The sequence below is a fragment of the Spirosoma arcticum genome (genome assembly GCF_054779955.1).
The window spans coordinates 87,831-106,839 of sequence record NZ_BAAGXG010000015.1 but is presented as its reverse complement, the minus strand read 5'-3'; the positions used below and the strand labels follow the sequence as shown (position 1 = coordinate 106,839).

The window sequence follows — 19,009 nt, the reverse complement described above, 5'->3', positions numbered from 1 at the left end:
GCCGGTTTATACCGAACTACTCCACAAAGTCCGGGGCGAAGTGGGCCATGGCGTTGAAGGCTGAGTCGTGCTGAATCCACAACTGCGCCCCGGTTCGGGTTAGAAAAGCTTCGAGCCGCATCATGCTGCGCAACGTTTGAGGGCGGCTAAAATTAAAAACGGGCATGGCCTGAAGCTGCCGGTTCAACTGGTGGTGATACAGATCGCCCGAGAGTAGAACGGGGCCGGTACGGGGGAGATTAAGAAACAACACCTGATGACCGGGCGTGTGGCCGGGGGCGCTCATAATCACCACCCGCCCGTCTCCGAAAACGTCGAAGTCGCCCTCAATCTGGCGGATGTTGGTGAGTTGATTATAGAACGCCGGGTTGTAATAGTACTGACTCGCATCCGGCCCGTAGGCCAGTTGGTACTCCTCGCGCTGAATCAAAAACTGGGCTTTCCGGAATAGATTCGCGTTACCGGCGTGATCGGTGTGGCAGTGCGAGAGGGCTAAGTAATCGACCTCGTCAGGCGTGATACCAATTTGCGCCAACTGATCGGTCAGGGTCCGGTTGAGCCGGAGCAGGGCTGGTCCTTCCTGCTTTCCATCAGGATAGGCAACGATTGAATCTGACAGTCCGGTGTCCCATAGCAGCGTTCCACGCGGGTGCTGAATCAGAAAGCAGGTGTTGCCCAATACCAGACGCTGCCCTTGATTGATGCCCGCCGACACCACGGAGGCATCGTTACTTATGAGCTGACCCCGCTGAAAGATGTACACCCGCAGGGGTGTTTCGGGGTTTCCCTGCGGTCTGCACCCGTTCAGCGAAAACAAGCTGACGGTTAAAAAGGTGATTAAACGTACTGTTCGCATACGATCATTAACAGGGAGGCTTTGCGCCAACCACCCTCATCCGATTTCTCTTACGGACATTAAACCGGGTTACGGGAGTTGGCGCAAAGCCAGATGGGGGAATAGTCAAGACAAGCGCAAGCCAGAATGCCCAACCTCACCGTAAGGTGCGGTTAAAGTGCTCGACAACCTGCGTCGCCGACCGGCTCACAAAAGGGCCGGTGTCGCGGGCTAAGGTTTTACGACCTTCACAGTCTGGGACCCCTGACCAGTGATCGCCTGCAACAACAGCAGACCTGACGGCTGTCGGCGCAAATCGAACGTTTGCCGTTCAATAGAACGGGTTTGTTGGACGGTTCGATTTTCGATCAAATGACCCCGTGCATTAGTTAATCGCAACGTCAGGGGTTGCCCTTCTACCCCGTTAATGTCGACTGTTACGGCCTCGCTGGTTGGATTACCCAGTACCGTTACCCCGAGGGTAGTCGCTGGCTCCGAAATACCTAATCGTCCCCGACCGCAGGCAGCTCTTAAATCCCAGGTGTAGCTAACGACCTGACCGTTTTGACGGGCCTGGAGCGTGAAAGGCTGTACGTCGTTTGCTGTCCGCAGCGGTGCTTCGACAAATTGGTTTGGATTCGTCGTCCAGACGGTGATACCGGCGGCTGCGTATTCAATTGGCGAGCCATTGCCACCCGCCGTATTGAACCGAATGGCCCCCGTCGTGCAGTTATACGTTGGAGCCGTCAGCGATAGGGCGGTAGTGGGGGTAGAAGACGGGTTGAGCAACCGGTCGGGAATGGGTTTGAGGGGATAGTTGGCCCACCAGTAAATGTCAGCGGCCGCCTGGTCGAACGCAAAATTTATGGCCTCCACAATTTGCCCATTCTGAATACGAAAGGCCAATGCCCAAGTGATATCTACCTGACCAACGCCCAAGGTACTATAGCCCCGGTGCAGGTCGATTACCCAATCCCCCTCCTGGGCCAGCACAATTGGGTCGGCCCGGAAGCCGCCCTTGGCCAGCTCCGCGAAGAACGCTAAAACTTCGTCCACGCCCCGTTTAGTACCGGCCAGGGGGCCATGTCCGGGAATGCGGTATTCTATATTGGGGGCAAAGAAGGGGCGAAGCGCTTGCGGATCGCCCTGCGCATACACTTGATAATAGCGTTGAATCAAGGCCACATTCGGATTGGTAGTAGTAGACGGGGTCTGGGCGGAACTCATCAGTTGAGTGCCAAACAGCATCAGTGTCAACAAGCCAGCGACACTGGCACGGAGCGAGGGAAGCAGAAAAGTTTGCATAATTTTTAGAGCGATTTAGTTGGGTGATTACTTAAAAAGAATAAGCATTGACTCAAGCAGGTGCATCGTTAGGCCGGTCAAATGGGTTGATAATTAATTAGACGTACCGGCCAATTACGTCCTGAATCAGACCATTTCGGATCGTGTACCGATACGTGAAGCGCTCGCGGCCACCGCCCCCCGTCGTGAAATTGTACTCCACTACCACGACGGTAGGTTGCCCCGCTTCGGGCCGGGCACTTACGGCCTCGTAGCGCCCGTTCAACCGAATGACTTCCGGGATCAGAAACCGATCCATAATCTGCCGACGCCCCTGGTAAATACGGCCTACACTGTCAAATCGGGCGTCTTCAGCAAATAGCTGTTCAGCCGCCGTCGCGTTGCCCGCATGGAGGGCGGTAATTAGCCGGGTGGTGACTGCCATCAGTGTGGTATCAACGGGGCCGTCCAACCGAATCGTCGTTGGCTGGGTCGGCGGATTGGTCGGGTTGACCGCTGGGGCGTCGGCCTCATTACCGGACCGGCAGGCCGAAACGGCAACAGCTATCGCCGAGAGAGCCAACAGTGTTAGCCCAATAAAGACGGTTTTCATAATCAGCGGATGAATTTAGATTAGTGAATTTCTGAACCGAGGTAAACCCGGCTTACTTCTCACTTAGTGAGATGCCAAAGGCTTTGGCCATGACAATGGGGTTGAAGTACTCGGTGTACTCAGTCACCAGCCCGTCCTTGAGCCGAAACGTGCCGATGTAGTCGTTCTCGTAGGTACCGCCCGTTTTGATGACAATCACGCCCCGCCACTGCGCAAAAAAGAAGTTAGGGTCTTCGGTGGCGTAGATCGTGCGGGAAAACTTCATGCTGGCGAAGCGTTCGGGCAGCGAACTGTACTGTTTGTGGATAGCCGCCCGGCCATCGAAGCTTTTGGGGAAACCTTCGGGCACGTAGGGATTAAACTGCCGCCCGTTCTGGGCAAACACCTCGTTAAGCAGATCGAAGTTGTAGGTCTCCAGGGCTACAAAGAAGTTGTCGACCACCTTGCGGTTGCGCTCGCGCTGATCGGGAGCCGCGTCGGGATTGGGATGATACATAGTCAGTACACCGTTGGTTTGAGAACTGGCAGCAATTGGCTGCGCCCACAGGGTCGTCAGCGGCAGTCCCACGAACAGGACGATGATAGATCGATTCATGAGTTAATTAGATTAGCGTTACAGCGCCGACCAGTCAACGTAGATGTAGTAGCCCGCCACCTTTTCACCGGTCATCATGAACACATCACAGACCGGGATCCGCAACGTACTACCATCGAGTCGTGTGTAGGTCACGAAGCCGTGGTAGACGGCCCGGTTCTCGCCCTCGAAAATGTCCTGCACCTGATGCTGTACCGCCCTAACCGTCTGGTAGAAGCCCCGAAGCTGATTACTAATGGCCATTTTTCCGATTAGAATCGGGGTGTTACCCGCCTGAAACAAACAGTCGTCGGTCAGGAAACTAAGCACTTTGGCAATATTCTGGGCGTCTAAAGCGGGCGTCAGCGTGTCCAGATGGGCGTAACGACGGATTATCATGGCTGAACTTCGTTTTCGAGTTAATTTGTGGTTTTTACTGTCTTTCAGTCTTTACCCGCTTTGTCAAGGGCATTCCACAGAGCGGCTACTACGTTTAGCCCAATGACCAGCAGAAATATTGACCGAATCATAGCGTTTGTCGTACTATTGGGATGGCTTCCGATCACTGGTCCGGTAGCCACCCCAAGGGGGCGAGTCTACCGGAAAACCTGCCGGAAGTGCTCAACAACCTGGGTCGCCGACCGGCTCACGTAGGGGTCGGTGTCGTAAAAGCGGGTATGCTCACCCTCGGTCCAGATCAGATTCTTGGGCGTAGTGGCCGGAATCAGGTTGTAGAACCGCCGAACATTGGCAGGTAAGGCGGCACTGTCACTGTGGACCATTAGCGTCGGCACCGTGATGCGCTCGGCAATGCCGTCAATCGAATTCATCTCCAGCCACTCGCGCCAACCCATGACGGCAAACTGATTCGTCCACTGCGGGATGGCGCCCCGCTCGGCCCGGCCGTAATAGTCGACCGGGAAGAACATGGCCGCTCCCGAATTGGGCCGCGTGTCGTAGGCCGCCACGTAATCCGTCTGCCGCGACTGGTCATAGCGTTGCCGGGCGGCATTGGCTAAGTTGATGCGTCGCTGAACGCCCGCAGCCCCCTCGTAGATGGTCAGCGTTGTTTGGGGGTGTTGCAGCCAGGCTGCTACCGTGGCCAGTGCCCGAATGCGGGGATCGGCAATGACGGCCCTTGTGGCGGCTCCGGCCCCGGCGCACACTCCTAGAACACCGATGCGGGTCGAATCAACGGCCCCCACCGTGCGCAGGAAGGTAACGGCACTCTGGATGTCGCGCGTTTTTTCATTGGTCGATTCGTAGTAACGCGGCTCTCCGCCACTTTCGCCCCAGAAGCGGGCGTCGAAGGAGAGGGCCGCTAACCCCCGGGCGGCCAATTGTTCGGCGTAGCGGTTGCCCACCTGCTCTTTCACCTGGGTCCAGGGACCAATCACGATTACGGTTGGCAGGCGAGTCCCGGCCTGGTAGTTGGTGGGCAGAAACAGGTTGCCGACCAGTTCGGCTCCTTCGCTCTGAAAGGTGACCCGGTTGGGACCGGGTTGTAGGGCCGATGGCTGGGCCGAATCGGTCCGGTTGCAGGCGGTCGTTGACAGGCTGACCAGCCCGCCCCAGATAAGCATTGACTTAAGCATTCGCTTGTTCATGATGTTGAATTAGTTCAGTTAACTGATTGGTTATCAAAATTTGATGGCAACCTGTAAGAACGGATTGTGCTCATTAGTAGACCGTTACGCACACCGAAGCGTTAGGTACAAAGCCCGTAGCTGTTACTTATCAATTGACGTGTGGAAACGCTTATTTCGTAGCCCGATCAACACTCGCTAATCTATTCGCTACCTTTCTACCTTTCCCGCACTCGTTGCGTCGCCAGTCGGGGCAAGTCTAAGTTGCCTTCCTGGTATTTAAAGTTGAATCGCATGAGGTCAACCCGCCACGTATCGTTAGACCGGACTAAGTGGAAGTTGTAGGTGCCAACAACGGTCCAGAGGTTGCGGCCATCGGGCTGGGGTAGGTAGTGGGTGGCGGTGCCGTAGCAAAACGCCGTGGCTTGCCCGCCGGTCTGTTCCACCTCAAAGTTGCCCAACTGGTGATGAGTATACTCGAAGCCGGGCAGCACGGCCCGCCAGCTCGTTACCAGTTGGTCAGGCGTTTGGGTGGTAGCTTGCCCGCCCACGAAAGAGGTGTAATCCAAGAGAACCTGGGAAGCAAAGGAGCGGCCAACCCGCGCCCAGTCGCGTTCGTCGGTGCCCACAAACACGTCGGTGACGGTGCGGACGATGTCGTTGGTAGTCATGGGTTCGATTGATTGATTGGTCGGAGTGCACGCAACGGCCAGCCAGCCGAACAGACAAATAAGCAGTAGTTTCATTTAGTTAACTGGTCATTAAGTTAAGGGGCCGCTACACCCCGTCTCATTTACTGTTGCTCAGGCGTATTGCAGATCGGCCAGAGTGACCAAGCCGTTGGCGTAGGTGAAGGTGTAGTAAGCCCGCCAGCCCGTCGAGCCACGGGGTGCCCAGTGAACCAGCAGCCGTACCCGATCCGGTTGTTGCTGGTCTGCCCGCAGTACCTGCAAGCGCCCACCCATGACTTCATTCCTGGCCCAGGTGCGCACGGCCTCGCGTCCTTCGATCCGGCGCGAAACGTCCACCACCGTACCGGTCGGGGCGAAGGCCGCAACCAGCGAATCGAGGTTGTTGAGGTTAACGGCGTTGATGTAGTTACGGGCTGGAAGCGGCACGGTAGCGGTTAAACTGTCGCGCTGAGCGGGTGTATTGGCATCGCTCGGCAGCCCCACCCCATTGTTGTCCCGACGGCAACTGGTCAAGGCCGTGAACCCTGCCGACAGCATCAGCAGGCCATTGACCAGCAGCAGGGTGTTCATAAAGTTTTTCATAGTTAAGTTTAATTTAAGTTCAGAAGTAGCGTACTCCACTGAGGTTCAATAAGCGTATTATAAAATTTGTGCCAGAAAATAAACCACTGATAGTCAGCAGTTAATGATTTTTAGCCGAAATTAATTTTCGTAGTATATTGTGAAACCACAGTCTGTCTCGTATCATTCTGTGAATTTAATTCCCATCGCTATGGAACAAATAGATCAGGTACTCGAACGGCCAACGCTGCTGGCACCCGATGAAACGTCCCTCTTACTAACCATTAGCCAAACCATTGCTGCGGTGCGGGAACGAAAAGAACTGTTTACTGCTATCTTCGAGCATTTAAAGCCGGTGATTCCCGTGGACGATACGGGTATTCTGGTGCTGGATAAAACTGGAAAGTACTGGCAGGATTGGACCAATGTGGACAATTACCAGGGTCATCAAGCCGCCACTCAGTTGCAGCAGAAGGGCTACGACCAGTTTTTACCGATGGACCGGTTTACCGAGTACACCTTAAACCACACCGGCGTCATAACGGTAGCGCAGTTTAGGGGACACTACCCGGAGCATCCTTTTGGGGAGGTGATGTGGGAAGCGGGAATAAGAGAGCTTATGTTTACCCCGCTGATGCACAGGGGTAAAAAATTGGGTGTACTCTTCCTCGATTCTGAACAGGAAGGCACCTACACGGAAGCGCATCTAAGGTTGTGTAAAACCATCGCTGACCTGATTGCCGTAGCGGTAGCCAACATTCTGGCCAACGAGGAGATTCTGGAAAGGGAACGGGAAAAGACTCAGTTACTTAAGATTACCGAGCTAATTGCTCAGGTGAAAGCAACCAATGACTTGCTCTGGTTGATTGTCGACAAGATTAAACCCCTCTTTGGGTTTCACGACTGTGGTTTGTTTGTGGTCAGTGCGGACGAAAAAACCCACACGGACCTAGCGGCTGTGCTGCCGGATGTGAGTCCGAGCGAATGGAACGAGGCCATTGCCGCCGTTTCTGCCAATATTCCGCATACGGGTTCTGCCGCAGAATGGATGATGCAGGAATTGGCGACGGCCGGGGAGCCGGTGCTATTTGACTTTCAGGAGCTCGTGGAACGATTCCCGGACTACCCCCAGATCAGCGGTACGGGCCTTCTGGAGATGGGGTACCGCGACTGCCTGGCAGCAGGCCTCACGGTACGGGGTAAATCCATCGGCTTCTTTTGCATCAATGCCCTGCAGAAAGAGTACTTTCAACCTGCTGTATTTACGCTTTTTCAGACGGTTACCCATACCATTTCAATTGCAATTGCCAACATCCTGACTAATGAGGAGGTTCAGCGGCTCAATGAGCAGTTGCAGGAGCAGAACGCCTACCTGATTGAGGAAGTCGAACAGCAGTATAACCTCGGTGAGATGGTCGGACAGAGTCCGGCCCTGCAAAACCTGCACCACAACCTGCGGCTGGTAGCCCCTACCGACACCACCGTGCTGATTATGGGCGAAAGCGGCACGGGCAAAGAACTCGTCGTCCGCGCCCTGCACCAGGCCTCGTCCCGCCGGGCTAAAGCCCTCATCAAGATCAACTGCGCAGCCCTGCCCGCCAACCTGATCGAATCGGAATTGTTCGGCCATGAGCGGGGTGCCTTCACCGGAGCCACCGACCGGCGCGTGGGCAAGTTCGAGTTGGCCCACGGCAGCACGCTGTTCTTAGACGAAATTGGCGAGCTACCCCTGGATTTGCAGGCCAAGCTGCTACGGGCCATTCAGGAAAAGGAGATTGAGCGGCTGGGGGGCAACAAGGTTATCCCGACCGACGTACGGATCATCTCGGCCACCAACCGTAATTTGGCCGCCGAGGTGCAGGCCGGGCGGTTCCGGGCCGACCTGTACTACCGGCTATCGGTCTTTCCCCTGACGCTGCCGCCCCTGCGGGAGCGGCCCGACGACCTGCTGCTGCTGGTCACGCACTTCGTGCAAAAGATGGCCCGGCGACTGGGTAAGCCCTTGCAGGGCGTATCGGGGCGGGCCATGCGGCAGGTTCTGGCCTACGACTGGCCGGGCAATATCCGCGAGTTGGAGAACGTGCTGGAACGGGCGGCAATCCTGAGTCCGGGCAAGGTCATTCAGGAGCTTTATTTACCCACCACCAAACCCGGCCCTTCGGCCACGGCCGGACCGGTAACCGCACTAATAGCGGAAGATCCGACCCTCAAAACAGCCGCCGACAATGAGCGCGACCACATTCTGCGGGTACTGCGTCACTGTAAGGGCAAGGTCAGCGGCCGGGGCGGTGCCGCCGAACTTTTGCAGTTGAAAGCCAGCACGTTGGAGTTCCGCATGAAAAAGCTGGGCATTCGGCGCGAACACTTGCGGGGTGACCAGCTAAGCGGTATCGTTGATTAGTAAAAACGGTAGCATGCCCTACCCACTTTGACCGCATCCGAGGTTTGAGCGTGTCTGTATAAAATTTATACTGCTGAAATACAGATGTTTAAGTAGTTTTGGTGGAACATTTCGTACAAATGTTGGCTACCCCCCTAGGTTAAGCTTTAGTTGAAAAAGGAATAAAAATGCAATTCGCCTGAATCATGATTTTATAACCCTATAGCTTTATAAGATTATAGTCCTATAAGATTATAATCTTATAGCCTGGATATAACCCTGCGATGATTGATAGAGAAAGAAAATGATTCCTGCCTAGATGCTCGTTAGCTGGTGAGCCAGATTCTATTTAGCGTACCCTATTTCTTGAAGTGTCGGACGAGTTCCCATACTTTGAGGGCCAATACCCCCAGGATTGCTCCCAGGATTATACCGAGCAGTAGGGTGCCGAACAGGTCAAGCATTGCGAATTAGGCCGTTTAGTCGGGTCGTTAAATCTGTAATCGGGTGAGTACGTCTACGACACGAATCATTTCATCGGGTGTCCATAAGACCGGTCTATTCATACGAGCGTAATAATTCGCCTTGGCCAGCTCAGCCTGATCCAGTACCAGGCGTACGAACTGACCAATCGGCTTGAGTCGCTGACTGAGGTTTTCTTGGGCTAGGCTAAAATCAACCATTGCCCGCTTGTCTTCTTCGGTGCCTTTTGCACTAACAATAGTTTCCTTCTCCTCTTTGGTCAGCGCACGATGGCCCAGCCTCTTGAGGTAGATTGAACCGGGAGTTCCTGAAAATAATCGGTCTTCCGCTCCTACTTTTAATTCATCTGCCTTCTTAACTGCTTCCAAATACCGCTCAGCGGCATGTCGAATTATCAGGTCGGACTCCAACGCCATTTCATCATCTGCTTTGATTAGGGGCGAATCTACTAAGAAAGTTTCCATCAGGTGGGTGTTTGGGTTCTAATCTCAACGTAATAGGTCGTGATCATTCCGAGTAGACAAACGGCCGATAACTCTGCTGATCCAACCGTCCGATACGCCCGGATGGCATCCAGATTGATAAGCTTGCTGATCTGGCCCAAACTATCAACTAGTGATGCGGTGTCCAAAGCGACGGCCGGGTTAGCTGGATTGCGTCGCCAGGCGGTGCGGTTTTGGGCCTTGGCTGCGGCAGCCGACTCGTGGTAGATCTGCCACCAAGCCTTAACCATTCGGCGGAGGTGTTCTGCAGGACGGTCTTTGAAGGTAGACGGCACTTCTCCGAACGCCCAGCGCCGATCGAGCTCAACCTCTACCGAGTTGAATAATATTTCAATTCGAATATGTTCAGCGTTCGATGCCATAATTTTGAGGTTGATAATCGAGAAAAATCTTTGTTAGAAGTAAAATTAGGTGCACCGCCCCCATTTTAACACCCTTAGCTGTCAATCCGGTGCACCTGGCCATGCGTTGCCGGTGGCCCGCGCGAAGTTAAAGAGAGAGGCTTCATTAGTATTCTCCTAACTGTCCTGACTGATCTGGTCCGTCACGTAACCACTTTTCAACGTTTTCAATCGGCTCATTCCCCGTTTTGCTGCGCGCCTTCTGATCGGGATCGGTGCCGAACTGAGTTAGCGTCTGGTGCAACCGTTCGGCTTTCGGCTGGGTAAGTTCATCCATTGACTCACTGGCATCGCTAAGATCGGAAAAGGGTAAGCCCGTTCGGATGAAAACTCCCTGATGGTAGGTTTTCAGACTCAAAACATAGCCGTCTACGTCGCTGTCTGTTGTAATGCACAGCAGTAACTGACCAGCTTTAAACTCAAATAATCGGGCAAATCTCATAATACCGAGGGGATTGTGGGTGGTAGTAAAAAACCGGGTTCATTGCTGAACCCGGTTTTCGAATCTTCAAGCGAACAAGTTGGCCTGCAAGCCCTCGCCCAGCGTGACAGGCACGTGCGCCTGTACACCTTTGAACTCGCCACGCTGGGCGTACAAGCTGAACTGTACGACATCCCCCACCCCGGCGCTATAGTCACCCTGCGTGTGAGCCTTATGGTAGTAGGCCACCAGTGGTCGGCAACGGGGAAACTTCAAATTCGCCCGGTGAACCAACTGCTCCAGATGCTTGCCGAAAGCCTGAGGGTCCTCCACCGTTTGGCACTCAAGTTGTTTGACCTGCTTACCGACGTACTCCTGTAACCTGTTTTTACTGCTGTGTGAATTAGTGATCTTAGCGAAGTGCATAGCTAAAAAGCGTTAGGCGGCATGAAGTGCCGGGGTTGGCTGAGGTACTGTTTTAAGGCCCCACGAGGAGGGCACGAAGCCGGTGCGCTGCACCCCTTTCAAAAGCCCCTGGTACTTCTTGCGACCGCCTTCAATGCACCCCCGGCAGGCTGTTGCTTCAAAGTAGAACACTTCGTAGGGAGCCTGCTTCTGAACACCTAAAATCACAAAGCGCTTGGCTTCCGGTGTACCATCCAGATAGAAGGCCGCTTGCCGGTCGTAGTGGTAGTCCTCACAGCTTTTGAGAAACTCCCCGTAGGAACGGGCACTGGTGGTCTTGATGTCAACGACCAGCTCGTTCTCGGCTGCCCAGATATCAAGCTGTGCTTTACAGGGCAGGCCCGTTAGCGGCTCAACCCAGGTCCGCACCTGTTCGACTTGGGCGGCTTGCAGCACGTTAGCCAGAAACTTGCTACCCAGCGCCGACTCACGCATGGCGTTGAGTTGGCTAGTCATTTTGGGGCTGACATCATCGGCTAACTTAGCTTCGAGCAGCAGGCCGTGAAAGAGTGTGCCGAAGACCTGGGCCGCTCCGGAAACGCGCAGGGCCTGATTGCTGAAAAGTTTGTTTCGGAACTCACCTAAATCAGAGTTGGCGTATCGACGCATCGTACGGTATGACATGGTTGAAAAGGGAAAAAAGGTTTGTAGGTAAGGGTGTGACGGTCTACCACACCCCTCCCGGTTGGATGCATTAATTCAGAAAAGCAAAGCCAAATATCTGGCTGGGCAATGACGTTACCGTCAGTGACGGTCTGGTGTATACGTTGCCTAACCACTCAATACACTGGATGGCCTCTTCGACCGACATAGCTGGCTCTTCTGTACCGCCTTCCTCGTCGGTTCCCGTTAGCAGAGCGATGCCGTGGATCGGTCCCTGCCCGTTAAAAATGAAAGCGTGGGGCTGCGGCTCCAAGAACAGGGCCTCGTCGTCTACCGTGAGCGAATCGCCATTGTCCTGCCGGGCGCATACATCAATCATCCGGCAGTCGATGAGCCGGTACAGGTCGCCAAGGGTGCCGGGCGTATCAATGGCCTCGACGGTTTGGGCTTGGGGGTCAATCTTAATTAGTCGCATGTTATTAAGTTTTGATTACAGACTGAAGGTAATTATTAATTACAAAAAATAGAACTGTTTGGTAAGTTTATTTGTAAATATTTTACACAATCGAACCTTTACCAAAGCACGTCCGTACTGCTACATATTATTTGTTTTGATTACAATTTTGGTAGAGGTCAGCTAGTATAGGCTGGCCTCTCTTGTTTACAGCAGATCCGAGGAATGGTGAATCTGTAATTCCATCACAATAGCCTTGCTGTCTTTGTTAGCGTCAAGATGCATTCGCCAGTCAACAAAATGCAGGGGCGAATGCAATAAGCAGTACGGTTCTACCATCGGTCGCCAATGACAACCTCCTCCACCGTGGCGGCTGTGATAAACTGGTAATCCTCGTTGGTTAAGCTGGTTATTTGATTTCGGTTTCTTTTAACCTGGCTTCAGCCAGTTTATCGAGTGCTTCCATCTTGCCTTCGTACACCAGCCGACTAATGCCGATCAACCCGGCCCACTTTTCACCCATCGTTCGCTCGACGCCATTGATGGGACCATCCGCCCGCATGGTTAGCCAAAACAGGCCCACAACAAACTGCTGTTAAGCATACGTTAGCGTGTGCAATTCATCAAACGTATGTCGTTTTATGTAAGCCATTAATTTAGGATGGTTAATGCTGATTAGCCATGCCAGTGCCTTCCGCATCCACCACTTGACCCCATTACCTGTCGAATGTCTTCCAAGGCCCGACGTACCTCTTCAGCTGGTTTATCGTGTTCGCCGACGTCCGCCATCGACTGAAGTCGAAGTACATGATCCAAAGACGCAGCGTTGCCGGATCGCTGCGTCCCGGACAAAATCGGTCGAGGTGTAAGGCGTTTCCAGGTTAAAAAAACGATTGTTTTGCTGTTTATAACACCTGGGTTCGAGTTCGATAAAGCGCTGGGTTTAAGCCAGCAGTCCATGGTAGCAATCAAATGGCTGAACCGCTGACAACCTTGACATTATCGGCCGACACGCATTTGATGCCGGGGTACCTATCGGGGTCAACCTTCACGAGTCCGCCCGGCGTGAAGCCCTTCACCGTCGCTTTGTAGGAGCGGATGTATATATCCCATTTGTAAACGCTGACGATTACCCGGCACCCCTCCTTGATCTCTTTCATTGCGAACCAGCGCGATGAATCAAAAGCGTCTGAAAAACAGGCGATCCACAGCGTCAGGATACAGGCGGTTCAGCTCCGTAAGCTGATAAAAAAACGCAGCCCCTAATAAAATCAAATCCAGACGCCACTGATAGAGCGGTAGCCGGGGCTTTGGGCTGGTCCGAGTGAGTGAGCCGACCAGTTGATACCACTGTTGCCGCTCTTCCGGCGAAAACGTGTCGGATTCCTCGGCTTCTTCCCCCTGCTCATAGGCTTGCAGCCGTTCTATAATTTGAGGATCGGTACTCAGGTAGTGCCCCCGCAGTAATCGTTTCATATCGCTTTTAGCTTCTTCCTGAGTAAAGAGAAGATACAGCCCGATTCCGACCTGTGCGATAAGGGCCGCACCAACGGGCAGATTAAAGGTCAACAGGGCCGCAATTATTGCGCATATATCACGGTTGGTCAAATCATGCAAAGGGCGTTGTGCCGGAAATGAAGAATGCTGAATAGCTTTCATGGGTGCATTGGTTGAATTGCTAAGACAAAAATAAGGACTCTGTTTAATTCGGTAGCCAGTTCTTGCCCTGATACGGGCTAATCATTCGGCTAACCAGATGGTGTAAATGGGGTTAGGTAGAACTCGGGATTGGTGAACATAGAGAGTGCACTTAGGGGGATTCTTGAAGTATTTGCAGTAACTGCTGGGGCGTTGTCAGCCATCTGGCATACTGGTCTTGGGTTAGACCTAAAAAAGCCGCCAGGGGTAAATCTGAATTGCCTGAGTGCCACCGATCGATGTAGTCATCTATTTGATCGGGTTGAACAATTCCACTTTTCCAGTCTTCAAAGAACGTGTTCATTTTATTTGTCATTAGTTATTAATGTGCTCCGCGCTCCGACAAACTTATCAATCAAGTACGCTGGAGCCTCCGCAATTAGCTTCTGATAAGCGATCTCCCCGATGCGGTGTAGGATGTAGGTTTCGTGAATGATGGCAATGGCATGAACGCTATCAACTAATTTTCGATTCAGGGCGACGGCTTCCAGGCTTGAGACGCAAACGGTGGGAACATTAACGCCCAATTGGTAGACCATCAGGGCCGAATAAGGGTTGCTTTCCGTGGCTATGCTGGGGCCGTAGAAACCCGCGCCCGCCCGTTGATTCATCAGCAGGTTCACGCCTTTCTGGTTGGCAATGTTGATGCCATCCGAAGCCAGCACCGCGCGGGCTGAAAAGAATGCGGCATAGTAGGCCTGGGGGAACGTCCACTCTAAGGAGTTCTTGCAGAACTCAGCGTCCTGAACGGTGGGTGTTACACGCAGGGCATATTCAGCACTCCACGCGCATAACAGAAGTTTACCGATGGCACTTATCTCTTGTTGAGTTGATTCAATGGGGGCGGTGCTGCGTCTTGAATAAGGCATCAGAAAAGTAGGTTTTAGGTCCGGTCGCTGGCTCGTCACCTGAGCGACCGGAACGGGTTGTAATAAATTAAGCCGGGGTTTGCTCGGTGTTGCCCTCGCTCTGCTCCTGGTAGTGCTGCTCTACCGCGTCGCGCACCTCCGCATTGCTTACACCTTCGGGCAACTGTTCCAAGCCTTCGGCATGGGCCAAAGGGTTATAATAGTTCAGGGCCGTTTTCACGTTGGCTACATCGGTCAGCGTTTCCTGCCGGTAAATCTTGCGATCCTGCGCGTACCGCTTCAATACGCTTGTCTGCTCAACGTCCGCCATTTTGTAGCTGAACGAAGCGATATAGTACGTGCCTTTGGGAACGGACTTGGTGTACTCCTTCTTCTCGGCAATGGCGGTAATCACCACATCGGCCAGTGTCAGATCGTCGTAATAAAGCGGCTCGACCATCTTGAATATATTCTCCACGCTGTAGGAGTGAAACAGGATAGACGCTACACAATTCTTATCGTCAATGAAGAACAGTTCAGCCCAGTTCTTGGTACCCATACCCAGAATAGCATCGGTAAAAATGCGCCACGCAATGGGCTGAAACGTCAGGCTACGCCCCAGCTTATCGGTGCCGTTGATGTTGAATACGCCTTCTTTAGCGTCAAAGCGATACTGACGGGGGTGCCCTTCCAGCATCTTGTATTTGTCAATAATTTCGCCGGTCAACTCGTGAACCTTCTGATAAGGCAGTAAGCCGGTAGGGGTGTTGGTTGCTTCGGTGGCGTTGGTCTTTGCCATAGCGGTAAAAATTGGAAAGGGGAAAAAGGGGTGGCCGGAACTTACCCCGTCCGACCTTCGGGGTGGTTAATGCTAATTCCAAAGACGGTTGGCTATCTCCAGTTTCTTTTGGAGTTCATTGACTTCCTTCTTGGCATAGGTCAATGAAAACGAGTGCCTCCGCTCGATAGCCCCAGACTTTAAACCTTCGTGTTTTTGCCGGGCCTTTTCCAGCTCACATTCATAGAAGTCTACACTTTCCGGCATCGACAGATTGATTGTGTTGGCCCGACTTTCCCAGTAGGACGACCGTTCTTCGTGCGCTTCTGCTTTCTCGGTTAGTTTCACCGCATTACCCAGTGCATTCCACGAACGATCTAAGTCCCGGCGATGGCGTTTTTCGCTGTGGTGACCTACGAGAATAGGTTGGCCCATCGGGATACCTTTTACGTAGTCGTGGGAGCGTTTGTGCGCTGCATCGGCTTGGCTTTCTGCACTGGCGGCCCATACCTGATATTTTTCCGCACGACGTTTTGCCCATTCCTGAACATTGAAGCCATCGGCCCGCACGACCGAGTAAAAGAAGAATCCGCCTTTTTCATAGATGAGATTGAAAACAATGCATTCATTCTCGTTCCCATGTCTTGTTGTAAGCGTTATCGTTTCCCCCTTTTGGTGCTGTTCTGGACATTTAGCCAGAAATACATTCGGACAGTATTTGCTATAGGTGTTCATAAAGTCAGCTAGCTAAAGAGGTGGTTAGTGGCCCGGCATAGAGCCGGGCCGTATGTGATTAGGCGACAATCAAACGATCAATGCGAAATGACCGAATCCCGTTTGCTTCCGTGTCGTAATAGCAAATGACAAGGGGCTTGGTCGTAGTGGTGGCATACTGACCCGTAGCATAGCGTCGGCTACCGTCCTCTTTGAAATAGCAGAAGCTGACCGGCTGAACCTGCATCTTGGCTTTCAGCTTAAGGGTGGCCCACGCCTGGGCTTGTACTTGGGCGAAGGGCAAACCGGCGTTTCTGGCAATCTGCCAAGCCAGTTTTACGGCTTCTGAACGGGTGGTGGCTGGAATAGTCGATTGAGTTTTCATCGGAAAAAGGGATTAGTAGTAGCTGTTCAATACTTCATCGACCATTTGATTGTACATCTCGGCGGTGATGGCTTCCAGCGGGATTGCTACGCCATTGAGCCGAACGGTAGTGATTTCAACCTCTGGGCCATCGCCGGGATAGTCGCGGGTGGCTGCTTCGCCGGGGGTATACTTGAAATCGAAATCAAAGGGTACTTCCGTTGCCAGTGTCATGTCCTTTTCTGTTTTGATTACAGATTAAAGGTACAATCATTTTACTAAATTTACAACTGTTTAGTAATGTTTTTTGTAAATATTTTACACAAAAAAGGCAGTTATTGGCCCTTGTATGTCTTGTTGCGTTGCCAATTTGAGCCGACTTTCTTTCCCCTTTTCAACCTTTTTTTACGCTTATAGGAAAGCCCTGTGTGTAAGTGGATTTGCAAGTATTATAATAAAACTATAGTATAGCCGCTTGTTTTATGTTTCAACTATACTATTACGACCGCCTATGAGTGATGACACTACACAAAAACCAGAGTCGCTCCGCATGGAGAAGTTGAAGGTCCGTTCAGCGACCGGCTTGAAACTCCCCTTTTATTCCTCGCTGGTACCAGCCGGTTTTGCTTCCCCGGCGACCGATCACATTGAGAAGATCTGCTCCTTGGATGAATTGTGCGACACGCACCTGGAGACGTCTTACTTCGTGCGCTGTGGTGGTGATTCAATGATCGACGATGGCCTTTGGAGCGGGGACATTATGATTGTTGATCGCCGGATCAGAAAGAATTATGAAGGTCATATCGTTGTGGCCTGGGTCAACGGGGGATTAACCGTCAAGCGCTACCACCGGGCCGATGACCTTATTGTTTTGTTGCCGGCAAACCCGGCCTACCTGCCCATTTACGTACATCCCGGTGAACCGGGAGACGATTTCAAGCTATTCGGGGTGGTCACCTACTGGCTTAAAAAGTCGCAGCTCAAACACACTCATTAGCCTATGCTATCGCTCGTAGACGCTAACAATTTCTACTGCTCGGTAGAACGCAGCTTTAACCCAACCCTGGAAGGAAAGCCCGTCATTGTGCTCAGTAATGGCGATGGATGCGTGGTTGCCCGCTCGAACGAGGCTAAAAAGATCGGGGTGACCATGGGGGCACCCTACTTTCAGTTGGAAGATCTCATTATTGAGCATAACATCCACGTTTACAGCTCAAATTATACCCTGTACGGATGCGCGTCGTCAAGACTGATGGCATTACTGGGTCGTTTTGTGGAAGAGGTTGAGGTCAATTCCATCGATGAAGCCTTTTTGGACCTGGCTGGCTACGAAAGCGTTTATCCCGATCTACGGTACTTTGCTCGCAATTTGCGGGAACAGGTCAATCAGGGCATTGGCATTCCCGTTTCGGTGGGGATTGCACCCACGAAAAGTCTGACCAAAGTAGCCAACTGGTACGCCAAACGACTCGACGAAGCCGAAGGTGTCTTTCTGCTGGATACGCCGTCCGCTATCGAAGATGCTCTGGCTGATTTCTCGGTTAAAGAACTCTGGGGGGTAGGCCGACGCTACCAGTCGCTACTGAATCGCAACGACGTTAAGACGGCCGCTCAGTTTGCGGCCCTGCCCGATGACTGGCTGCGGCATCACCTGACGGTTAATGGTCTGCGCCTGAAGTATGAGTTACTGGGTACACCGTGCCGGCTCATGGAGACCGATCCGCCCGTTCGCAAGTCGTTTTGTGCAGCTCCCAGTTTTGGCCAGTTGATTCCTGACAAACAAACCATGACCGAAGCCCTGCTGACCTATCTGGCCAGGGTTGCCGAGCGGCTGCGGAAACAGCATTCGGCGGCCCGGGTGATGACGGTCTTTTTGCACACGAACCGGTTTCGTAAATCAGCCAATGGGGAGCTGGCCAAGCAGTACTACAACAGTCAGACCCTGCAACTCCCCCACCCGACCAGCAGTACGCCCGAGTTAGCCCACTACGCAGCGGCTGCCCTGAACAGCATCTACCGGTTTGGTTACGCTTACCAGAAGGTGGGGGTTATTCTCTCCGATTTTGTACCGGACAGCTTTCAGCAACCCGGCTTATTTACGGACGTGGCTGATGAGCGGCTGGCGACACTAAGCCAGGTAATGGACAAAATCAATACCCGCTACGGCCGGGACCGGGTGCGCGTGGCGGGTCAGGGCTTAAGTCCTACTTGGCACATGAAGCAACAGTGGCTATCACCTTGTTACACTACCCGGTGGAAAGATATACTGACTGCTCATTGATCCCGTTCAGAAGGTTGCCCCTGTCGGCGTCGGGTTTCAAATTCGTTTTGAGTTACGGCGTATATCCACCAGGTAGGCGGGTATTCTCGGCGTAGTTGACTTAGATGGGCGCTTATTTCCTGATACGTTTGGACCAAAATCGGCAACTGATCACTGGTATCCGTAAAACCAACTAGCCCATTACTTTCAGCCAGAAAAAATTCCTGGCCGCTTTCGTTTTCCAGGCTAATAACAAACTGTACGGCATCAAACTCTTCTCCGCTATGATTGCACTCGGGCGCGCACGCTCGATAAGTTGTGTTCGATGATGGAGGGAAGTTAACCGGGTGATGATTGTTGCACATAGCTGACGGTGTTGAGGATTAAGACTTACCTACTTTGTTTATAGGATAAGTTGTGTCTTAAACGTGTATCAGATAAGCACTATGGCCAACTCTGGTACCAATAGGTCATACCGAGGGACGAACGAGT

The 19,009-nt window shown here is 52.8% G+C and carries 25 protein-coding genes; 3 read left to right on the top strand and 22 right to left on the bottom strand.

The features are described 5' to 3' along the window. Window positions 1–16 precede the first annotated feature (16 nt). From ACYVHB_RS26150 to ACYVHB_RS26115, 8 genes are all read right to left on the bottom strand, one after another. Window positions 17–856 carry an N-acyl homoserine lactonase family protein gene (locus ACYVHB_RS26150; RefSeq protein ID WP_461054779.1) on the bottom strand — a complete coding sequence of 280 codons (840 nt, stop codon included), beginning with the start codon at window positions 854–856 and terminating at the stop codon, window positions 17–19. A gap of 210 nt (window positions 857–1,066) precedes the next feature. After that, a complete protein-coding gene (locus ACYVHB_RS26145) occupies window positions 1,067–2,140 on the bottom strand; it encodes a nuclear transport factor 2 family protein (protein ID WP_461054778.1) in 1,074 nt (357 codons plus the stop codon). 97 nt (window positions 2,141–2,237) lie between these two features. Continuing rightward, the gene (locus tag ACYVHB_RS26140; protein WP_461054777.1) at window positions 2,238–2,732 is read right to left on the bottom strand and encodes a nuclear transport factor 2 family protein; all 495 of its coding nucleotides are present in this window, start codon (window positions 2,730–2,732) and stop codon (window positions 2,238–2,240) included. 52 nt (window positions 2,733–2,784) lie between these two features. After that, window positions 2,785–3,327, bottom strand: a complete 543-nt coding sequence (locus ACYVHB_RS26135) for a nuclear transport factor 2 family protein (RefSeq protein WP_461054776.1) — start codon at window positions 3,325–3,327, stop codon at window positions 2,785–2,787. 18 nt (window positions 3,328–3,345) lie between these two features. Continuing rightward, window positions 3,346–3,705, bottom strand: coding sequence for a nuclear transport factor 2 family protein (locus ACYVHB_RS26130; protein WP_461054775.1), 360 nt, complete (start codon window positions 3,703–3,705; stop codon window positions 3,346–3,348). A gap of 197 nt (window positions 3,706–3,902) precedes the next feature. Next, complete coding sequence (locus ACYVHB_RS26125; protein WP_461054774.1) at window positions 3,903–4,913, bottom strand: alpha/beta hydrolase; 1,011 nt, start codon at window positions 4,911–4,913, stop codon at window positions 3,903–3,905. Between the two features lie 197 nt (window positions 4,914–5,110). After that, window positions 5,111–5,638 carry a nuclear transport factor 2 family protein gene (locus tag ACYVHB_RS26120; protein WP_461054773.1) on the bottom strand — a complete coding sequence of 176 codons (528 nt, stop codon included), beginning with the start codon at window positions 5,636–5,638 and terminating at the stop codon, window positions 5,111–5,113. A gap of 57 nt (window positions 5,639–5,695) precedes the next feature. Continuing rightward, a complete protein-coding gene (locus ACYVHB_RS26115) occupies window positions 5,696–6,166 on the bottom strand; it encodes a nuclear transport factor 2 family protein (RefSeq protein WP_461054772.1) in 471 nt (156 codons plus the stop codon). Between the two features lie 190 nt (window positions 6,167–6,356). Between ACYVHB_RS26115 and ACYVHB_RS26110 the strand changes: the two genes are divergently transcribed. After that, window positions 6,357–8,546 carry a sigma-54-dependent Fis family transcriptional regulator gene (locus ACYVHB_RS26110; protein WP_461054771.1) on the top strand — a complete coding sequence of 730 codons (2,190 nt, stop codon included), beginning with the start codon at window positions 6,357–6,359 and terminating at the stop codon, window positions 8,544–8,546. A 470-nt stretch (window positions 8,547–9,016) separates the two neighbouring features. Here ACYVHB_RS26110 and ACYVHB_RS26105 read toward each other — a convergent pair whose 3' ends face one another. The 14 genes from ACYVHB_RS26105 to ACYVHB_RS26040 all read right to left on the bottom strand — a co-directional run bounded on the left by ACYVHB_RS26105 (window position 9,017) and on the right by ACYVHB_RS26040 (window position 16,491). Next, complete coding sequence (locus tag ACYVHB_RS26105) at window positions 9,017–9,472, bottom strand: hypothetical protein (protein WP_461054770.1); 456 nt, start codon at window positions 9,470–9,472, stop codon at window positions 9,017–9,019. After that, a complete protein-coding gene (locus ACYVHB_RS26100) occupies window positions 9,472–9,873 on the bottom strand; it encodes a hypothetical protein (RefSeq protein WP_461054769.1) in 402 nt (133 codons plus the stop codon). The genes ACYVHB_RS26105 and ACYVHB_RS26100 overlap by 1 nt, the downstream gene beginning before the upstream one ends. A 145-nt stretch (window positions 9,874–10,018) precedes the next feature. Further along, window positions 10,019–10,354 carry a hypothetical protein gene (locus ACYVHB_RS26095; RefSeq protein ID WP_461054768.1) on the bottom strand — a complete coding sequence of 112 codons (336 nt, stop codon included), beginning with the start codon at window positions 10,352–10,354 and terminating at the stop codon, window positions 10,019–10,021. A 66-nt stretch (window positions 10,355–10,420) separates the two neighbouring features. Beyond that, window positions 10,421–10,759, bottom strand: a complete 339-nt coding sequence (locus tag ACYVHB_RS26090) for a hypothetical protein (RefSeq protein WP_461054767.1) — start codon at window positions 10,757–10,759, stop codon at window positions 10,421–10,423. Window positions 10,760–10,771: 12 nt separating this feature from the next. Continuing rightward, window positions 10,772–11,422, bottom strand: coding sequence for a PD-(D/E)XK nuclease-like domain-containing protein (locus tag ACYVHB_RS26085; RefSeq protein WP_461054766.1), 651 nt, complete (start codon window positions 11,420–11,422; stop codon window positions 10,772–10,774). Window positions 11,423–11,492: 70 nt separating this feature from the next. Beyond that, window positions 11,493–11,876 carry a DUF3846 domain-containing protein gene (locus ACYVHB_RS26080; protein ID WP_461054765.1) on the bottom strand — a complete coding sequence of 128 codons (384 nt, stop codon included), beginning with the start codon at window positions 11,874–11,876 and terminating at the stop codon, window positions 11,493–11,495. Between the two features lie 388 nt (window positions 11,877–12,264). Beyond that, complete coding sequence (locus tag ACYVHB_RS26075; protein WP_461054764.1) at window positions 12,265–12,438, bottom strand: hypothetical protein; 174 nt, start codon at window positions 12,436–12,438, stop codon at window positions 12,265–12,267. 385 nt (window positions 12,439–12,823) lie between these two features. Then, on the bottom strand, window positions 12,824–13,015 hold the full coding sequence (locus ACYVHB_RS26070; RefSeq protein ID WP_461054763.1) for a hypothetical protein: 192 nt from the start codon (window positions 13,013–13,015) through the stop codon (window positions 12,824–12,826). 19 nt (window positions 13,016–13,034) lie between these two features. Continuing rightward, on the bottom strand, window positions 13,035–13,514 hold the full coding sequence (locus tag ACYVHB_RS26065) for a hypothetical protein (RefSeq protein WP_461054762.1): 480 nt from the start codon (window positions 13,512–13,514) through the stop codon (window positions 13,035–13,037). Between the two features lie 344 nt (window positions 13,515–13,858). Further along, window positions 13,859–14,422, bottom strand: a complete 564-nt coding sequence (locus tag ACYVHB_RS26060) for a hypothetical protein (RefSeq protein WP_461054761.1) — start codon at window positions 14,420–14,422, stop codon at window positions 13,859–13,861. A gap of 67 nt (window positions 14,423–14,489) precedes the next feature. Continuing rightward, a complete protein-coding gene (locus ACYVHB_RS26055; protein ID WP_461054760.1) occupies window positions 14,490–15,200 on the bottom strand; it encodes a hypothetical protein in 711 nt (236 codons plus the stop codon). Window positions 15,201–15,272: 72 nt separating this feature from the next. Next, window positions 15,273–15,914 (bottom strand): DUF3560 domain-containing protein, encoded by a 642-nt coding sequence (locus ACYVHB_RS26050; RefSeq protein ID WP_461054759.1) that lies wholly within the window; start codon window positions 15,912–15,914, stop codon window positions 15,273–15,275. Window positions 15,915–15,972: 58 nt separating this feature from the next. Continuing rightward, a complete protein-coding gene (locus ACYVHB_RS26045) occupies window positions 15,973–16,278 on the bottom strand; it encodes an SH3 beta-barrel fold-containing protein (RefSeq protein ID WP_461054758.1) in 306 nt (101 codons plus the stop codon). A gap of 12 nt (window positions 16,279–16,290) precedes the next feature. Next, window positions 16,291–16,491, bottom strand: coding sequence for a hypothetical protein (locus ACYVHB_RS26040; protein WP_461054757.1), 201 nt, complete (start codon window positions 16,489–16,491; stop codon window positions 16,291–16,293). Window positions 16,492–16,807: 316 nt separating this feature from the next. On the opposite strand from ACYVHB_RS26040, the gene ACYVHB_RS26035 reads away from it, so the two are divergent. Both ACYVHB_RS26035 and ACYVHB_RS26030 read left to right on the top strand, forming a co-directional pair. Then, window positions 16,808–17,254: a LexA family protein gene (locus tag ACYVHB_RS26035; RefSeq protein ID WP_461054756.1), complete on the top strand. Its 447-nt coding sequence runs from the start codon at window positions 16,808–16,810 to the stop codon at window positions 17,252–17,254. A 3-nt stretch (window positions 17,255–17,257) separates the two neighbouring features. Further along, window positions 17,258–18,538 carry a Y-family DNA polymerase gene (locus ACYVHB_RS26030; RefSeq protein WP_461054755.1) on the top strand — a complete coding sequence of 427 codons (1,281 nt, stop codon included), beginning with the start codon at window positions 17,258–17,260 and terminating at the stop codon, window positions 18,536–18,538. Window positions 18,539–19,009 lie beyond the last annotated feature (471 nt).